The organism is Ectopseudomonas toyotomiensis (assembly GCF_900115695.1).
Lineage (GTDB): Bacteria > Pseudomonadota > Gammaproteobacteria > Pseudomonadales > Pseudomonadaceae > Aquipseudomonas > Aquipseudomonas toyotomiensis.
The window spans coordinates 165,175-182,753 of record NZ_FOXK01000007.1; the positions used below are offsets into that span (position 1 = coordinate 165,175).

The window sequence follows — 17,579 nt, forward strand, 5'->3', positions numbered from 1 at the left end:
CGACAGGCTTGTTGCCCCTGACTCCAGAGTCAGCTATCTTCCCCCCACGTCATTTCCGACGCACCTGGATCAGCAGACAGGGTCAACACTGAGCTGGCTTACCTGACATCAACCTCAGAGGAGCCTGCTCATGGCAGCTACCCGTATCTGGATCAAGAACCCCCTCGCCATCTTCACCGCCAACGACCTGGACGCTTCCGGCGGCCTGGTGATCGAGGATGGCCGCATTGCCGAAGTGCTCAGCAAAGGCCAGCAGCCTTCAACACCTTGCGAGCAAACCTTCGATGCCCGTGAGCACGTGGTGCTGCCGGGCCTGATCAACACCCACCATCACTTCTACCAGACCCTCACCCGCGCCTGGGCGCCAGTGGTCAATCAGCCGCTGTTCCCCTGGCTGAAGACGCTCTACCCGGTGTGGGCGCGCCTTACGCCGGAGAAACTGGCGCTGGCCAGCAAGGTGGCGCTGGCCGAGCTGCTGCTGTCCGGCTGCAGCACCGCGGCCGACCACCATTACCTGTTCCCCGGCGGCCTGGAAAATGCCATCGACGTGCAGGTCGAGGCGGTGCGCGAACTGGGCATGCGCGCCATGCTCACCCGTGGCTCCATGAGCCTGGGCGAAGCCGATGGTGGCCTGCCGCCGCAGCAGACGGTGCAACAGGGCGAGGTGATCCTGGCCGACAGCCAGCGCCTGATCGGCCAGTACCACCAGCGCGGCGACGGCGCGCAGATCCAGATCGCCCTGGCGCCCTGCTCGCCCTTCTCGGTGACTCAGGAAATCATGCGCCAGAGCGCCGAACTGGCCGAGGAGCTGGACGTGCGCCTGCACACCCACCTGGCCGAAACCCTCGACGAGGAGGACTTCTGCCTGCAGCGCTTCGGCCTGCGCACCGTGGATTACCTGGACAGCGTCGGCTGGCTCGGCCCGCGCACCTGGCTGGCCCATGGCATCCACTTCAACCCCGAGGAAATCATCCGCCTCGGCGCCGCCGGCACCGGCATCTGCCATTGCCCCAGCTCCAACATGCGCCTGGCTTCGGGCATCTGCCCCAGTGTCGAACTGGAGGCTGCCGGTGCGCCGCTGGGCCTGGGTGTCGACGGCTCGGCCTCCAACGATGCCTCGAACATGATCCTCGAAGCGCGCCAGGCGCTGTACATCCAGCGCCTGCGCTACGGCGCCGAGCAGATCACTCCGCATCGCGTGCTCGGTTGGGCCAGCAAGGGTTCGGCGAAGCTGCTGGGGCGCAGCGATATCGGCGAATTGGCGGTGGGCAAGCAAGCCGACCTGGCGCTGTTCAAGCTCGACGAGCTGCGCTTCTCCGGCAGCCACGATCCACTCTCCGCGCTGCTGCTGTGCGGCGCCGACCGCGCTGACCGGATGATGATCGGCGGCACCTGGCGCGTCATCGACGGGCAGATCGAAGGGCTGGATGTGGCGCAGTTGATCGCTGATCACCGCCAGGCGGCGCGTGAGCTGATCGCAGGCTGACATCGGTTGCGTAGGCTGGGTCGAGCGCAGCGATGCCCAGGCTACCGTCTGAGTCGCGGCTAAAGCGCCCTCCCACAAAGGCCCCCGCCCGCAAGAACAACGCCAACCTGTGGGAGGGGCTTCAGCCGCGACCGTCGTTTCATCGGTGCAAGGGTGAGAGCGACGCACCACAAAATCCCATACGCGCCTGCCGCGCACCAATACCGCCCCACTCCTGAGCGGCGCACAGGCAGAACGCCGTCTGCCTCGCCTATCTGTCCTTTTGGTCAGCTTTTTGCAGTCAGGGGATCAGCCAAACAACGGCCACCCCAACACCAAGACTGGAGCTGCACCCACCATGCACAAGAAGAGCAAGAAACCGCTGCTGCGCACACTCGTCGCCGCCCTGGGCTTTGGCGCCATGCTCAGCGCCTCCGCCGCCGACCCGCTGAAAGTCGGCTTCGTCTACATCGGCCCTATCGGCGACCACGGCTGGACCTACCAGCACGAGCAGGGCCGGCAGATGCTGATCAAGGAAATGGGCGACAAGGTCACCACCAGCTTCGTCGAGAACGTACCGGAGGGCGCCGACGCCGAGCGGGTGATCCGCAACATGGCCAAGGGCGGTTTCGACCTGATCTTCACCACCTCCTTCGGCTACATGAACCCAACCATCAAGGTGGCCAAACAATTTCCCAACGTCACCTTCGAACACGCCACCGGCTACAAGCAGGACAAGAACGTCGGCACCTACCTGTCGCGCTCCTATGAGGGGCGCTACGTCGGCGGCTTCCTAGCGGCGAAGATGACCAAGACCAAGAAGGTCGGCTACGTTGCCTCCTTCCCGATCCCCGAGGTGATCCGCGATATCAACGCCATCCAGCTGGCCCTGGACAAGTACAACCCGGGCACCGAGATCAAGGTGGTGTGGGTCAACACCTGGTTCGATCCGGGCAAGGAGTCCGATGCCGCCAACGCACTGATCGACCAGGGCGTGGACGTGATGTTCCAGCACACCGACAGCCCGGCGCCGATCCAGACCGCCGAGCGCCGTGGTATCTACTCCGTCGGCTACGCTTCGGACATGGCCCACTTCGGGCCGAAGGCCGTGCTCACCTCCATCGTCAACGACTGGGGCCCGCACTACGTGAAATCCACCCAGGCGGTGATCGACGGCACCTGGCAGGCGCAGGATTTCTGGGGCGGCCTGTCCGAGGACACCATCGAGCTGCCGATCAGCGACCTGGTGCCGGCTGATGTGAAGAGCGAGGCCGAGCAGATCATCGCCGACATTCGCAGCGGCACGTTCCACCCCTTCACCGGCCCGATCAAGGATCAGAGCGGCGCGGTGCGCATCGCCGAAGGCGTGAGCGCGACCAACGCCGAACTGGCCTCGATGAACTACTACGTGGAAAACGTGAAGGCCGAGCTACCGAAGTAAGCAAGCAGAACATCGCGGCTGAAGCCGCTCCCACAGGTGTGGGGGCGCTTCAGCGGCGACATTCTTGTAATCATCGATGCCGTCCCTGCCACCGGCAGAACCGCATCACCGTGGCACCGGCCTTTGGTACCACGCATCGCTGCCCTGGGTACGAGAAGACTCGCAGCAACACCCCGGAGCTTTTATGAATAGCCTTCCCATCATCGACATTGCCCCTCTCTATGCCGACGACGCGATCGCCTGGCCTGCCGTGGCCGAGCGGATCGACCGCGCCTGCCGCGACTGGGGCTTCTTCTATATCGTCGGCCACCCTATCAGCGCCGAGCGCATCGACGCCCTGCTCAGTGCGGCGAAGACCTTCTTCGCCCTGCCCGCCAAAGAGAAACTCAGGATCGATATCACTCAGACCGCCCACCACCGTGGCTACGGCGCCATCGCCACCGAGCAGCTCGACCCGAGCAAGCCGAGCGACCTGAAGGAAACCTTCGACATGGGTTTCCACATGCCCGCCGATCATCCCGAGGTGCTGGCAGGCAAACCGCTGCGCGGACCGAATCGCCACCCGGACATGCCCGGCTGGGCCGAGCTGATGGAACAGCATTACGCCGACATGCAGGATCTGGCCAAGACTCTGCTGCGCGCCATGGCCATGGCCCTGGATATCGAGCACGACTTCTTCGACGTGCGCTTTCATGAGCCGATCAGCGTGCTGCGCATGATCCACTATCCACCGCGCCACACCGCCACCAGCAGCGATCAGCAAGGCGCCGGCGCGCACACCGATTACGGCTGCATCACCCTGCTCTACCAGGACGACGCCGGCGGCCTGCAGGTGCGCGCGCGCGATGGCGAGTGGATCGACGCGCCGCCGATTGCCGGCAGCTTCGTGGTCAACATCGGCGACATGATGGCGCGCTGGAGCAACGACCGTTACACCTCCACGCCGCATCGGGTGATAAGCCCGCTGGGGGTGGATCGCTACTCCATGCCGTTCTTCGCCGAACCGCATCCCGACACGCTGATCGACTGCCTGCCGAACTGTTCCAGCGCGGACAATCCGGCCAAGTACACACCGGTAACCAGCGCCGCGTACCTGCTGTCGCGTTTCGCCGATACCTACGCCTATCGGCGTGAGGAAGCACAGGGCTGATCTGATGGCTCCCACGCTCCGGCGTGGGAACGATGATGGGCATGAAGAGCGATGTCCGCCCAGCAGGCTAGGCGGCGCAGCACTATCCTGTCCGAGCGGTTAAACTTTGCCGATCCCCAAGCCTGATAACGAGAACCTGACCATGCCCGAATGGCTCAACGCCCTGCCCAAGGCCGAATTGCACCTGCACCTGGAGGGCTCGCTGGAGCCCGAGCTGCTGTTCGCCCTGGCCGAACGCAACCAGATCGCCCTGCCTTGGGCCGATGTCGAGACCCTGCGCGCGGCCTACGCCTTCAACAACCTGCAGGAATTTCTCGACCTGTACTACGCCGGCGCCAACGTGCTGCGTACCGAGCAGGATTTCTACGACCTGACCTGGGCCTACCTGCAACGCTGCAAGGCGCAGAACGTCATCCACGTCGAACCTTTCTTCGACCCGCAAACCCACACCGACCGTGGCATTCCCTTCGAGGTGGTGCTGCGCGGCATTCAGCAGGCGCTGGTCGACGGCGAGAAACAGCTGGGCATCAGCCACGGCCTGATCCTCAGCTTCCTGCGTCACCTACCCGAAGAAGAAGCCTTCAAGACTCTGGAACAGGCCATGCCGTTCCGTGACGCCTTCATCGGCGTCGGTCTCGACAGCTCGGAAAAAGGCTTCCCGCCCCGCCTGTTCGAGCGGGTGTTCGCCAAGGCACGTAGCGAAGGTCTGCACGCAGTGGCGCACGCTGGCGAGGAAGGCCCGCCCGAGTACATCTGGGAAGCGCTGGACCTGCTCAAGATCAAGCGCATCGACCACGGCGTACGCGCCATCGAAGACGAGCGGTTGATGCAGCGCATCATCGACGAGCAGATCCCGCTGACCGTCTGCCCGCTGTCGAACATCAAGCTCTGCGTGTTCGAGCACATGGGCCAACACAACATCCTCGAGATGCTCGAGCGCGGAGTGAAGGTGACGGTGAACTCGGACGATCCGGCCTACTTCGGCGGCTACGTCGGCGAGAACTTCGCCGCTCTGCACGAACACCTGGGCATGACCGAGGCACAGGCCAAACGCCTGGCACAGAACAGTCTGGACGCGCGCCTGGCCTGAGCAAGAGCATCGCCGCTGAAGCGCCTCCCACAGTGGGAGGGGCTTTAGCCGCGACTGTACACTCAGTGCTCCGAGAGCTTGCGCCGCTTGCCGGTCACCATCGACAGCGGCAGGTTCTCGCGCAGCCGATAGCTCTCGAACAAGGCGGCACTGATATGCAGGCCGACCACCGCCATCAGGCCGTTGGCACAGAATTCGTGGATTTCCAGCGGCAGATCCGCGCCCCAGAAATAATCGACCTCCTCCATCAGAAAGCCGGTCACGCCCAGACCGAGCATGAGCGTCATCATCAGGAGCATCACCAGCGCGCCCAACGGCGAATGCCCCAGGCGGTGGTAGGGCTGGCCGGCAATCAGCGCACGCAGATGTGCACCGAGGCGTGCCCGAGTCGGCCAGAAATCCGCCCAGCGCGCCGCTGGCGTGCCGACGAAACCCCATACCAGGCGGATCGCCAGCCAGGCCACGGCGTAGTAACCGAACCAGCGATGCCAGTCCTCGCCCTCTTCGGTGAAGAAGTAGTTGGCCAGGAAAGCGCCGGCCAGGGACCAGTGGAACAAGCGCACCACTGGGTCCCACACGCGCACGATCGCGGCGCTCATCAGCCTTCTACGTTGCTCTTGACCGGCTTGCCGCTGACCGGATCGAAGTAGATCTCGACCTTCTTGCCGTCCTTGTCGAAGCCATAGATTTCGTAGCAGTTGCCGCCAGTGACCTTGAACTTGTTGATCTCGTAGCCCTGGGCCTTGAGGTCGGCCTGGAACTTGTCCTGATCCTGCCACTGCGACTTGTCGGCAGTGGTGCATTCGGTCGCGGCGAAGGTCAGCGGGCTGGCCAGAGCCAGAGACAGCAGAAGCAGTTTGCGCATGGTGTAGTCCTCTCGCGTGCAGGGAAAAGTGTGTCTGCTGGGGACTACTCTGGTGCCTGAACCTTAAGACTCTATTAGCGCACGCCAAATCGTAGCCCGGATGCAGTCCAGGGGGATCGGCAGGGATAAGGCTACGAACCATACAACCGCTGGGTGGGACTGGACCTGTGTGGGTCGCAGCTAAAGCCCGTCCCATGGGCGAGCGTCTCAGAAGGCTAATCGACCTGGCCGTCCACTACAGGCCAGCGCTCGCCGACGCTCCAGGCGTCACACTGGTAGCGCCAGACTCGCCCCGCAGCTTGTCGCCCCGATACTGGATGCCGATATCGAGCTGGGGGCTCTTCTCCGGCTTGATGCCAGCGAAGGCGTTGCTCGCGCCAGCTCCCCGGCGACTGGCCAGCCTCTGTCTACCAGGGCCGGGAAATGAGAGAACACCGACAGTAGCCGCAGGCATGCACCTGCACCACGGGGCGACTGACATCGGGCGGCTCGGCACGCAGTGGCGACGCCAGAGGCGCCAGCAGGACAAGAAGTCCATGCTGGGCTGCCACGGCTCGCCTGCGTGCCGTGAACAGCATCAGTGCTGATGCTTGCCGTGGTCGTGAGCCTCGCCATGATCATGGCCTGCCGGCGCGTCTTTCTGCACGGCAACCTCGACCTCGACAGCACCGGCTTTCTCGAAGGTCAGGGTCAGCGGGAAGCGCTCACCGTCCTTGGCCTGCTGCTTCAGGTTGAACAGCATGACGTGATAGCCCATGGGCTCGAACTTCACCTCGCCACCAGCGGGGATGGCCACATCCTGCACCTGCTGCATCTTCATCACGCCACCTTCGTGCACATGCTCGTGCAGCTCGGCCTTGCCGGCTACCGGGGTGCTCACGGCAAGCAGGCGATCGGCTTCGCCGCCCTTGTTGTGGATGACGAAATAGGCGGCGGCAGTCGGCGCCACCGGCGGCATCTCGCGCGACCAGGGGTGGTCGATATGCAGTTGACCGGCTTCGTACTCGTGGGCCTGCACCAACAGCGTCGGCAGCAGCAGGGTGAGGCCGAGCAGGGTTTTCTTCAGGGTCATGGGGTGTTGCCTCCTGGTTTGGAATCGAATCATGAGTCGAGCCTATAGCGTCCTGCGGCGATCGAACTGTTCACTCATGCCAGCGGCCGGGTCGATGGCCGCAGTTGGCGAAAGCGCGAGAGTAGCCAGTCAAGAACGAAGACCAGCAGCAGCGAAGCACCGACCAGCGGGAAGATCACGCCAAGCACCATCATCACGCCGATGGCGGTCTTCCAGCGCGGCAGGTCGTGGCGCAGCGGCGGCACGCCGAAGCGTCCGGCCGGGCGGCGTTTCCACCACAGCACCAGGCCGCTGACGGAGCTGAAGATGATCAGCAGGCACACCGCCGCCATCAGCAGTTGGTTGGCCAGGCCGAACAGCTTGCCTTCGTGCAGCATCACCCCGGTTTCAACGGTTTTCGCCACTGGCCCGTAGTCCTTCCAGCGCACGTCGGCGAGCACTGCGCCGCTATATTGATCGAAGTGCAGCGTGGCATCGTTGCGTGGATCGTCGGCGAACAGGGCGACGGTGTAAACGCCCTGCTCGCCCTGGGGCAGGCTGATGCTGTAACCCGGCTGGACACCGCGCTCGGCGGCGCTGTCGACCACATGCTGCAGCAGGTTGGTGGAGACCGCTGCGGGCTGATGCACGGCATGACCGTGATGCGCAGCATGCGGGTCGGACGCTGGCAGCGGCGTGACCTCCACCGCCCAGGCCACGGTTTGCTGGCTGCTGCTGTTGAGGCTGCCGGTCAGTTGCCCGGACTTGGGCACGTCATCCCACATGGCGGCGGGAAAGTGATTCCAGGCACCGGCGAACTGCGCGCCCCAGTAGCCCGTCCAGGTCATGCCGGTGAGCAGCATGAACAGCAGCAGTGCGCTGCCCCAGAAACCGGTCACCGCATGCAGGTCGCGCCACCACAGGCGCCCACGCGCGCTCAGGCGCGGCCACAGCACACCCGCCCCGCTGCTGCCGCGCGGCCACCACAGGTACAGGCCGGATACCACCAGCACGATGCCCCAGCCGGCGGCCAGTTCGATCAGCCGGTCGCCGACGGTGCCGATCAGCAGATCACCGTGCAGTTTGCGCACCACCGCCTGCAGATTCCACAGCGCGTCCTGACTACCGAGAAGGCTGCCGCTGTAGGGATCGACGAACAGGTTCAGCTCCTGGCCGTCCTGATTGATCACGAACTGCGCGCTGCGATCCTGCGCAGCGGGCGGCAGGTACTTGCTGACCACTACCTGCGGGTAGGCTTCACGGAGGATGGCCAGTTGCTGATCGGCACTCAGGCGCTGCTCGGCGACCGGCACCTGCATCAGGTCGGCGTACATCCAGGTATCGAGTTGCGGTTTGAACAGGTAGATGATCCCGGTGACCGACAGCAGGATCATGAACGGGATGACGAACAGCCCGGCATAGAAATGCCAGCGCCAGGCCAGGTTGTAGAACGAGGTGGACTCACGCATGACAGGTGCCTCCATCAGGGGTTTCATGAAAGGGGTTCACAACGACCCTCCTTCGTTTCGCAGGAGCGTGTTTCTACGGCTCGGCACTCGTGAGCGACGCAAACGTCGCCAGCCCAACACAGTACCGCTGAGACAGATCACCAGACCGCCAAGGCTGAAGGTGATGATCAGGGCTTCGCGCAGCAGCGGGCGCTCCAGTAGCGGCGGCCAGTCCCAGCTATGCAGCAGGTTGAACAGCCAGCGGCCGATACGCTGGCTCTGGTCATGGCGCGCGACCATCTCGCCGCTGGCCGGGTCGAGGTAGACCCAGGTCTGCTCAGGGTCATCGAAGCGCACCCGCAATACTGGCAGCGGCCGGCTCTGGGAGCCGTACATGCTCTGCGCATCGCGGGCGAAGTAGTAGGAATCGAAACGCTCCAGCCAGTCGCTTTGCAGCGCCGTATCCGGCGCCATGAGGCGGGCCGTATCGAGCAGTTGCTCACGGGGGAGCTGACGCAACAGGGTCTCGCCGAGCAACAGGCGGCTATCGCCGCTCGCATCGTGCGCCACCAGATAGGTGCGGCCATCGAGGCGACGCCATTCCAGCTCTACTACGTCCAGCTCCGTGCGCAGCAGTCGCAGGGCGCGGCTAACGTCAGCCGCCCGCAGCGCGCCGCCCTGCATCAGCGCAGCATCTAGGCGCGAACGGCTGTCGGTGGTGCCCCAGGGCCGCATGGACATCAGACCACTGAAAATCCACACCACCAGCACAACGCCGAACAGCAGGCCGCCGATATGGTGCCAACGCCACCAGCCGCCGGAATACGGGCTGCGGGAGCCGTTGCGATAGGGTTTGCGAAAACGCCAGCGCATCAGACCAACCACCATGCCCAGTACGGCCATGGCCGTGCCCAGCAGGGACAGGCCGATCACCAGTACGCGCCAGCCATTGTCGAAACCGAAGCCACCACGTAGCGGATAGAGCCAGTGCAACCAGGCACCCAGCCAGTTCCAGCGCCGCTCCTGCAGGCTGGCGTCACGCACCACTTCGCCAGTCCTGCCCGACAGGTAGAGCCAGGTACGCTCGGCATCGCCCAGCTCGACCAGATGCAGCGGGCGCTCGGCATCCAGCGCACGCGAATGCGTCCAGACATCCTCCTCGAACTGGCCGCGATAGCGCAGCGGCACATCGCCAGCATATTGCCGGGCGCCAGCCAGCGCCCAGGCTTCATCGGCGCGCGCCAAAGGCTCACCGCTACGCGCATCGAGGGTCACGCGGCGCCCGTCGGCCAGCTCCAGCAGATAGAACGGCTGCCCGCCCAGGCTGCTCAGGCGCAGCCGCTGCAACGGCAGCTGTGCCCATTGCGCCGGCACCTCGGCGCAGCAGCTCGCGGGCAGTGCCGGTAGATGCGCGAGGCGCTCGCTGCCGGTCAGCTTGGGATAGCCGACATAGAGCATCACCACCCCGGAGACGAACCACAGCGCCATCAGCAGGCACAGGCCGATACCCAGCCAGCGATGCCAGAGGTACAGCTGGCGTTTCAGCGCCATCAGTAACGCCACTGCACAGCCACTTCCAGGCTGCGCGGCTCACCCAGGTAGTACTGGGTGTTGCTCTGGTGGATGAAGCGGGCGTAGGTCTCGTCAGTGAGGTTGCGCAGCCGCGCGCTCAGTTCGGTGTGAGCATCCAGGTCGTGCTTGAGGAACAACCCGTAGACCGTGTACGACGGCACCCACATGGTGTTGGCGGTGTTGGCGTAGACCGAGGAGACATAACGCGCATCGGCCCCCACCTGCCAGTCCGGTGCGACGTCATAGGTCAGCCAGAGGTTGGCCACGCGCTCGGGGATGTTCACCGGGTTCTTGCCCTTGCGCGATACCGCCACACCGCCGACGTTTTCGTTGAACTCGTCGTATTCGGCACGTACCCAGGCGACGTTACCGGCGGCGAGCAACTGCGGGGTGATCTTGAGCGAAGCTGCCAATTCGACACCGGTAGAGGTCTGCTGCCCGGCCTGCTCGGTGGTGTTCGGCACACTGGAAGACGGCACCGAGATGTTCTTGCGCACGATGCGGTAGGCCGCCGCCGTCGCCGAGCCGCGCCCATCGAGGAAGTCGAACTTGCTGCCCACCTCGACCTGGCGACCGGTGCTCAGGTCGAAATCGGCGACCTGGGCGACCGAGGCGCTGGTCAGGGTGCCGCCTGGCGGTTCGGCCGAGGTGCTGTATTGGGTGTAGAGGCTGATGGCATCGGTGAGGTCATAGACCAGACCGGCCCGTCCGGTGAAGGCATCCCAGCGGCGATCCAGCTCGACGCGGGTTGCATGTTCGACCACCTCGAAGTCGATATGGTCGTAGCGCAGCGCGGTGATCAGCGCCAGACGCTCGGTCAGCCGGGTACGGTTCTCGACGAAGGCCGAGGCGGTATCGGTCCGGGTGCTGCGACCCTTTGTACGCGGGGCGTCCATGCCGGGGATGTCGAGAAACTCGCCTGGATTGAAACCGTTGGGATCTACCGTGTCGAAGTTCGCCGAGATCGAAAGCGGGTAGTTGGTCTGCTGGTTACGGCTGTACTCCAGGCCGAAGGCCCAGTCGCTGGCCAGGCCGAACAGATCGCCGGCATGGGTCAGCTCGAAGCGGTCGCCATTGACCTCCTGATCATGGCGCTGACGGTAAGCGGCAGAGCGGGTCACCTCGGTATTGGCGGCGTTGTAGCGATAACGCTCGAGGTTGCGGTAATCGCGCTGGCCCTTGTAGTGGTAGAAGGTGTTGCGCAGCTGGGTGGCGTCATCGAGGCGGTAGTCGGTGATCGAGCGCAGCCAGCGGGTGCGTTGCTCGTAGCGACCGTCCTCGACGTTGTAGTTGTTGAAACGGTTGTGCTTGTCGATACGCAGCTTGCCACTCAGTGGCTGCAACACCGGCGAGCCCCAGTACGGGCTGTCTTCCTGCTCCTCCAGGTACTCGATGGCCAGGGTGTGGGAGAGCTGGTCGTTGATGTCGCTGAGCAGGGAGAAGGCCAGGTTGCCGGCCTGGTTTTCCTGGCGGTCGATATAGCCGTTGGTGTGGGTGCGGCTGTAATCCAGGCGCGCGTAATGACGCGGCCCGTCGCCCTCATTGAGCGCCTGATTGACGCCGATGGCGGTTTCCCAGGTGTCGTAGCGCGAATAGCTGACGCGCCCTTCCAAGCTGTCCTTATCGCGGCTGGCGAGCTTGGTGATGTAGTTCAGGCTGCCGCCGACCGCGCCACTGCCATTGAGGAAGGATGACGGCCCGCCCAGCAGTTCGACGCGATCATAGATCCAGGCGCCGACAGGACGCGCCGAACCGCCGTACTGCAGGTTGATGCCATTGAACAACTGGCCGATCTGTGCGCCATTGAAACCTCGATAGGCGACGTAGCCGCCCCAGCCGGGTGGTGCCGAGGCGTTCACGCCGGGCAAGGCATTGGCAGCATCCTGAAAGTTGCGTACGCCCAGACGCTCCATGGTCGCCCGATCCGCCACGCTGACCGAGGCCGGATTTTCACGAGCATTGAGATTGAGGCGCGAGCCACTCTCGATGGTTTTATCCAGGTTGATGCCAGTAGCCTCGTCAGGCTCGGCAGCAACGGCAGATACGGTGCTGGCAGGCAGCGTCAAGGCGTCATCTTGCGCCCAGGCAAGGGAGGTGCTGCAGGCGAGCAGCGCCAGGGTGGTCATACGAAACATGTAGGGCTTCCAGGCTTTTGTTCGATAAGCCCGCACGCGACCTGGCCTCAAAGCCAGGTTGAACGGGCGACTTCAGAGTGCAGGAAGCAAGAAGGGAGAAGCGCGGGGATTAGCGGGAGGCCAGCGATAGCGGGCAAGACGCGGAATATGCAGGGCCGCCAGCGGACGCACACGTTCGGCCACGAGCAGGCCGAGCAACCCGAAGAACGCCGCCAGGATGATCGCGCTGAACAGACTGGCCAAGGCGCAACCCGTACCGGTGGCCGGGTTGGGCGCAACGATGCCGGAGCCGTCAAGGTCGGCGCCCGCGCCGAAGTTGCCGTCGAACGAGCAATACTGACCGTCCAGACCACTGAGTTGCATGCCGGCCATCTGACCGTGGCTGATCGCGCAGACGAACGCACTGAACAGGATGCTGAAGTACAGCACCCAGGCGGTCAGTGAGCGGTCTTGGTGGGCCAGTTTCATGGGGCGCGACTCTAAACAGAGGATGGCAGCGCGACACTGCGGTGCGTTGCCGCAGCCGTTGTGTACGAGAGTCTAGCAGGGCTTGCTGGCTTTATCGCATCAAGTGCTAACGCCATGGCGCAGCGTCCAGCAAACGCTGACAGCGCAGCTGCACGAAGTCACGCAGCAGATGCACCGCCTTGCTCAGCTGAGCACGGTGCGCGCACACCAGATACAGAGGCGTCGGCTCGCCCAGCCAGTTCGGCAGCAGCACCTGCAGGCGGCCTTCGCGCACGTCTTCGGCGACATCCAGCCAGGACTTGTAAACGATGCCCCGCCCGGCCACGGCCCAGCGCCGAGTGACATCGGCATCGTCGCAGACCCGGTCGCCCGCGACGTTCATCAGCACTTCGCGCTTGCCATCCTGAAAGCGCCAACGATCATGCGCACGGCCATGCAACATATAAAGCAGGCAGTTGTGCTGATGCAGCTCCTCCACGCTCTGCGGCGAACCGCGCCGGGCGAGATAGGATGGTGAAGCACAGAGCACCCGACGATTGTCCGGTGCCACCGGCAGCGCCACCAGGCTGGAATCCTCCGGTGCGCCGTAGCGCAGGGCGATGTCCACCGGCTCACGGAACAGGTCGGCCACCCGGTCGGCCAGCAGCAGACGCAGCTGCAGTTGCGGATGCTCGTCCTGGAACTCGTCGAGCCAGGGCAACAACGTATTGCGACCCAGATCCGACGGCGCCGACAGCTGCAATACACCGCAAATACCTTCCTGGCTGCCGACCAGTTGCTGACGCCCCTCCTCGAGGCTCTGCAACGCCAACCGGGCGTGCACCAGATACAGCTCGCCCTCGGGCGTCAGGCGCAGACTGCGCGTCGAACGCGCCAGCAGACGCACCTGCAGCTGCTGCTCAAGACGCTTGAGGGCGGCGCTGGCCACGGCTGGCGAAACATCCAGCAGCCGCGCCGCAGCAGAGAGGCTGCCGGTTTCGGCAGTACGCACGAAGAGTTGCAGGTCGTCGAAACGCAGCATGGCCGCTCACTTTCAAAATAATGATGAAAGAGACTCTATTACCCGCTGCTTTTTCTTTCCACACAAATAAAAGAGCATGGTTTCAATTCCCTACAGGAGCCAGCCATGGCCACTGCTCTCACACTGATCGCCACCATCAAGGCCCTGCCAGGTCATGCCGAGGCTGTGGCCGCAGGCCTGCAGCGTCTGGTCACGGCCACCTGCGCGGAGCCCGGATGCCTGCAGTACGCGCTGCACCGCAACAAGCTGGACCCGCACCAGTTCGTGATGATCGAACAATGGCGCGACGCCGAGGCATTGGACCAGCATCGCGCAGCGCCGCACTTCCTACACTTCACCAACGCATTCGGCGAGCGGCTTGCGGGCATCGATCTGCTCCCGCTGCAACCCCTTACCTGATTTCTCACAGAGGACCATTTCCATGAAAGCCATCGCTTACTACCAATCCCTGCCTGTCGACCATCCCGAAGCACTGCAGGACGTGCAACTGGCCGAACCCACTCCGGGTGCGCACGATCTTCTGGTCGAGGTTCGGGCCATCTCGGTCAACCCGGTCGATACCAAGATCCGCCTCGGTGTTAAACCGGAGAATGGTGCCGCCAAGGTGCTGGGCTGGGATGCAAGCGGCGTCGTCAAGGCCGTGGGCAGCGAAGTCAGTCTGTTCCAGCCCGGCGACCGGGTGTTCTATGCCGGCGCCATCGACCGTGCCGGCGCCAACAGCGAACTGCACCTGGTCGATGAACGCATCGTTGGCCATATGCCGGGCAGTCTGTCGTTCGCCGAAGCTGCGGCCCTGCCACTGACCGCCATCACCGCCTGGGAACTGCTGTTCGAGCGTCTGCAGGTTGCCGAGGGCTCGGCCGATCAAGGCCAGAGCCTGCTGATCGTCGGCGCCGCCGGTGGCGTCGGTTCGATTCTCACCCAACTGGCGCGCCACCTGACCGGCCTGACCGTGATCGGTACTGCCTCACGTCCGGAAACCCAGGCCTGGGTCCGTGAACTGGGCGCACATCATGTGATCGATCACAGCAAGCCGCTGAGCGAGGAACTGGCGCGCATCGGCATCGGCCAGGTCACCCATGTCGCCAGCCTGACCCAGACCGACCAGCACTACGCGCAACTGGTCGAATCCCTGGAGCCGCAGGGACGCCTGGCGCTGATCGACGACCCGCTGCAACCGCTGGACGTGATGCAGCTCAAGCGCAAGAGCCTGTCGCTGCACTGGGAGTTGATGTTCACCCGTTCGCTGTACCAGACCGAAGACATGATCGAGCAGCATCGTCTGCTGGAACGAGTATCCGATCTGGTCGACGCCGGCGTGCTCAAGACCACCCTCGGCGAGCATTTCGGCACCATCAATGCCGCCAACCTGCGCCGTGCCCATGCGTTGCTGGAGAGTGGCAAGGCCAAGGGCAAGATCGTGCTCGAAGGGTTCTGAGGCGCGATGGCGTGGTGGGCTGACCCAATCACGTTTCCTTGGCGGTACCGCTTATCGCCAAGCGGCCACCACGCTGGTCGGCTATTTGACTTGGATCAGAAAAAGGTCATGCAAGCGAACTATCCTGACTGTCCCCAACAAGCACCGGCGACTCGTCGCAGCTTAAGGAGGTGGTTCGCATGAAAGTTCTCGTTCAGCCGCGTGATCAGGGCGGCGAATGCCTGTGGCAGGTACGACTGGATCAGCATTGCGTGAGTTTTCGCAGTGAAGAGGAGGCCCGCCAGTTTGCCGCCAGGCTCGAAGCCCGCTTGCGCGCACCACACAACCTGCCCGACTGGCCCGTGCAGCGTCAGGCGAGCTGAATCTCCGCCCTGATTGCAATGGCGTAGGGTGTGCTGTGCGCACCGAAAAAACGGGCTAGCCCTCGGTGCGCACGGCGCACCCTACCTCGCCAGGCATCTGGCAGCCCGTCATCAGGCGCAACGCCGGACTGCGCAGCATATCCAGCACGGTATCGACCAGCGCAGGCGCCTGCTGCGCGAGGTCGAAGTTGGGCACCAGCAACCAGTTGGACTCGATACCTTCCATATAGGCATGCAGACTGACGGCCGCCCGCGCGCAGTCCAGGTCGCTCGGCAACTGACCCTTGTTGACCGCGTTGCTCAGCGCCTTGGCGATACGCTGATCGCATTCCAGGCTCAGCGCCTGCATGCGCTCGCGCAGACCTAGCAGCTCACCGGTGTATTCACACTTGTAGCGCAGGATGTCGTGGGTGCGATGAGTCTGCGGCTCGCAAGCCAGACGCGTCAGCGCCTTGATCAGCAATTCACGCATGCAGCCCAGTGGGTCTGGCTCGTCCTCGCTCTCGCTGGCACGCGCCAGTTCCTCGAGCGGCAGGCGCAGACGTTCGAGCATGGCCTGGAACAGGTCGATCTTGTTCTCGAAATGCCAATAGATGGCGCCGCGGCTGACGCCGGCTTCTTTCGCCACCTCGGCCAGAGACGCACGGGAAACGCCCTGGGCATGGAACACCCGCTCGGCGGCATCGAGTATCTGTACCCGCGTCGCCTGCGCTTCTTCTTTGGTTCTTCTGGCCATCTGTCTACCTGATTTCGCCTCTATGTAAAGCTCCGGTAAAGGAGGACGGACGAGAGTATGCAGGCAGCTTTAGGCATTTACAAACATTCACGTACGTAAGTATATTCCCCATCGATTTTTTCCCCTGCCTTCGTCCCCTTCGCCCCTTGGGCCATGATTCGATAAAAACGAGGTTCTCAGATGCACTCGAAGCCAGCCTTCGCTGTCTTGGTTTCCGCCATCGCCGTGGCAATGCTCAGTCTCACCGGCTGCCAGGAATCCAGCGCCCCACAGACCCAGCAAACCCCGCAAGTCGGAGTGGTAACGCTCGAAGCCAAACCCTTTGCTCTGACCAGTGAAGTGCCGGGGCGCACCAGCGCCTATCGCATCGCCGAGGTGCGCCCACAGGTCAACGGCATCATTCAGAAGCGCCTGTTCACCGAAGGCAGCGAGGTCAAGGCGGGCCAGCAGCTGTACCAGATCGACCCGGCCACCTACGAAGCCGCGTTCAAGAGCGCGCAGGCCACGCAACTGTCCGCCAAGTCCCTGGCTGATCGCTACAAGCTGCTGGTTGCCGACAAGGCCGTCAGCCAGCAGGCCTATGACGAAGCCCGCGCTGCCGGTCTGCAGGCCGATGCCGCACTGGAACAGGCGCGCATCGACCTGCGCTACACCAAGGTGATGGCGCCGATCAGCGGTCGCATTGGCCGCTCCGCGGTGACCGAAGGTGCACTGGTCAGCAACGGTCAAGCCAACGCCATGGCCACCATCCAGCAACTCGACCCGATCTACGTCGACGTCACCCAGTCGAGCAAGGAACTGCTGCGCCTGCGCCGTGACCTGGCCGAGGGCCGTCTGCAGAAGGCCAGCGACAGCGCCGCCAAGGTCGCACTGAAACTGGAAGACGGCAGCCACTACGCCCATGAAGGCACGCTGGAATTCTCCGAGGTGGCAGTGGACGAAAGCACCGGCTCGGTGACCCTGCGCGCGGTATTCCCCAACCCCGATCATCTGCTGTTGCCGGGCATGTTCGTGCATGCCGAGCTGCTCTCCGGGGTCAAGCAGAACGCCATCCTCGCCCCCCAGCAGGGCGTGACCCGAAACCAACGCGGCGAACCCACGGCGATGGTGGTGGGTGCAGACAACAAGGTTGAACTGCGCGTGCTCAAGGCTGATCGCACCGCCGGCAGTGCCTGGCTGGTAGAGGAAGGCCTGAACGAAGGCGACCGCCTGATCACCGAAGGCCTGCAGTTCGTGCAGCCTGGCGCTGAGGTGAAGGCAGTGCCGGCGAGCAACGTCAAGACCGAACAGCCTGCCCAAGACGCCGAACAAGCCAACGGCCAGGACTAACGGAGAAG

General features: G+C 63.9%; 17 protein-coding genes. 8 read left to right on the forward strand and 9 right to left on the reverse strand.

Going from position 1 to position 17,579, the window contains the following annotated elements; translation table 11 throughout:
- The first annotated feature begins 130 nt into the window (after nt 1-130).
- The 4 genes from BM186_RS15675 (at nt 131) to BM186_RS15690 (ending at nt 5,146) form a co-directional block, all read left to right on the forward strand.
- Complete coding sequence (locus BM186_RS15675; RefSeq protein WP_074916443.1) at nt 131-1,486, forward strand: 8-oxoguanine deaminase; 1,356 nt, start codon at nt 131-133, stop codon at nt 1,484-1,486.
- A 337-nt stretch (nt 1,487-1,823) separates the two neighbouring features.
- Complete coding sequence (locus tag BM186_RS15680) at nt 1,824-2,906, forward strand: BMP family ABC transporter substrate-binding protein (RefSeq protein ID WP_074916445.1); 1,083 nt, start codon at nt 1,824-1,826, stop codon at nt 2,904-2,906.
- A gap of 184 nt (nt 2,907-3,090) precedes the next feature.
- Complete coding sequence (locus BM186_RS15685; RefSeq protein ID WP_074916447.1) at nt 3,091-4,056, forward strand: 2-oxoglutarate and iron-dependent oxygenase domain-containing protein; 966 nt, start codon at nt 3,091-3,093, stop codon at nt 4,054-4,056.
- A 142-nt stretch (nt 4,057-4,198) separates the two neighbouring features.
- Nucleotides 4,199-5,146 carry an adenosine deaminase gene (locus BM186_RS15690; RefSeq protein WP_072424341.1) on the forward strand — a complete coding sequence of 316 codons (948 nt, stop codon included), beginning with the start codon at nt 4,199-4,201 and terminating at the stop codon, nt 5,144-5,146.
- Between the two features lie 62 nt (nt 5,147-5,208).
- Here BM186_RS15690 and BM186_RS15695 read toward each other — a convergent pair whose 3' ends face one another.
- From BM186_RS15695 to BM186_RS15730, 8 genes are all read right to left on the reverse strand, one after another.
- Nucleotides 5,209-5,745: a cytochrome b/b6 domain-containing protein gene (locus BM186_RS15695; protein WP_072424342.1), complete on the reverse strand. Its 537-nt coding sequence runs from the start codon at nt 5,743-5,745 to the stop codon at nt 5,209-5,211.
- Nucleotides 5,745-6,011 (reverse strand): PepSY domain-containing protein, encoded by a 267-nt coding sequence (locus BM186_RS15700; protein ID WP_017675426.1) that lies wholly within the window; start codon nt 6,009-6,011, stop codon nt 5,745-5,747. Before BM186_RS15700 ends, BM186_RS15695 begins: the two co-directional genes overlap by 1 nt.
- Nucleotides 6,012-6,588: 577 nt before the next feature.
- Nucleotides 6,589-7,083 carry a copper chaperone PCu(A)C gene (locus BM186_RS15705; RefSeq protein WP_072424343.1) on the reverse strand — a complete coding sequence of 165 codons (495 nt, stop codon included), beginning with the start codon at nt 7,081-7,083 and terminating at the stop codon, nt 6,589-6,591.
- Between the two features lie 74 nt (nt 7,084-7,157).
- Nucleotides 7,158-8,531, reverse strand: coding sequence for a PepSY-associated TM helix domain-containing protein (locus BM186_RS15710; protein ID WP_074916755.1), 1,374 nt, complete (start codon nt 8,529-8,531; stop codon nt 7,158-7,160).
- A gap of 36 nt (nt 8,532-8,567) precedes the next feature.
- Nucleotides 8,568-10,055, reverse strand: a complete 1,488-nt coding sequence (locus BM186_RS15715) for a PepSY domain-containing protein (protein WP_074916757.1) — start codon at nt 10,053-10,055, stop codon at nt 8,568-8,570.
- A gap of 5 nt (nt 10,056-10,060) precedes the next feature.
- Nucleotides 10,061-12,217, reverse strand: a complete 2,157-nt coding sequence (locus tag BM186_RS15720) for a TonB-dependent receptor (protein ID WP_074916450.1) — start codon at nt 12,215-12,217, stop codon at nt 10,061-10,063.
- Nucleotides 12,218-12,289: 72 nt separating this feature from the next.
- Nucleotides 12,290-12,685 carry a DUF2946 domain-containing protein gene (locus BM186_RS15725; RefSeq protein WP_072424345.1) on the reverse strand — a complete coding sequence of 132 codons (396 nt, stop codon included), beginning with the start codon at nt 12,683-12,685 and terminating at the stop codon, nt 12,290-12,292.
- A 106-nt stretch (nt 12,686-12,791) separates the two neighbouring features.
- On the reverse strand, nt 12,792-13,706 hold the full coding sequence (locus BM186_RS15730; protein ID WP_072424346.1) for a LysR family transcriptional regulator: 915 nt from the start codon (nt 13,704-13,706) through the stop codon (nt 12,792-12,794).
- Between the two features lie 105 nt (nt 13,707-13,811).
- Here BM186_RS15730 and BM186_RS15735 point away from each other — a divergent pair, with 105 nt between their 5' ends.
- The 3 genes from BM186_RS15735 (at nt 13,812) to BM186_RS15745 (ending at nt 15,506) form a co-directional block, all read left to right on the forward strand.
- Nucleotides 13,812-14,105, forward strand: coding sequence for a putative quinol monooxygenase (locus tag BM186_RS15735; protein WP_072424347.1), 294 nt, complete (start codon nt 13,812-13,814; stop codon nt 14,103-14,105).
- Between the two features lie 22 nt (nt 14,106-14,127).
- A complete protein-coding gene (locus BM186_RS15740; protein ID WP_072424348.1) occupies nt 14,128-15,144 on the forward strand; it encodes a zinc-binding alcohol dehydrogenase family protein in 1,017 nt (338 codons plus the stop codon).
- A 179-nt stretch (nt 15,145-15,323) separates the two neighbouring features.
- A complete protein-coding gene (locus BM186_RS15745) occupies nt 15,324-15,506 on the forward strand; it encodes a hypothetical protein (RefSeq protein WP_072424349.1) in 183 nt (60 codons plus the stop codon).
- 55 nt (nt 15,507-15,561) lie between these two features.
- On the opposite strand, the gene BM186_RS15750 is transcribed toward BM186_RS15745, so the two are convergent.
- On the reverse strand, nt 15,562-16,242 hold the full coding sequence (locus tag BM186_RS15750) for a TetR family transcriptional regulator (RefSeq protein ID WP_074916452.1): 681 nt from the start codon (nt 16,240-16,242) through the stop codon (nt 15,562-15,564).
- Between the two features lie 180 nt (nt 16,243-16,422).
- On the opposite strand from BM186_RS15750, the gene BM186_RS15755 reads away from it, so the two are divergent.
- Nucleotides 16,423-17,571: an efflux RND transporter periplasmic adaptor subunit gene (locus BM186_RS15755; RefSeq protein WP_074916454.1), complete on the forward strand. Its 1,149-nt coding sequence runs from the start codon at nt 16,423-16,425 to the stop codon at nt 17,569-17,571.
- Nucleotides 17,572-17,579: the final 8 nt, after the last annotated feature.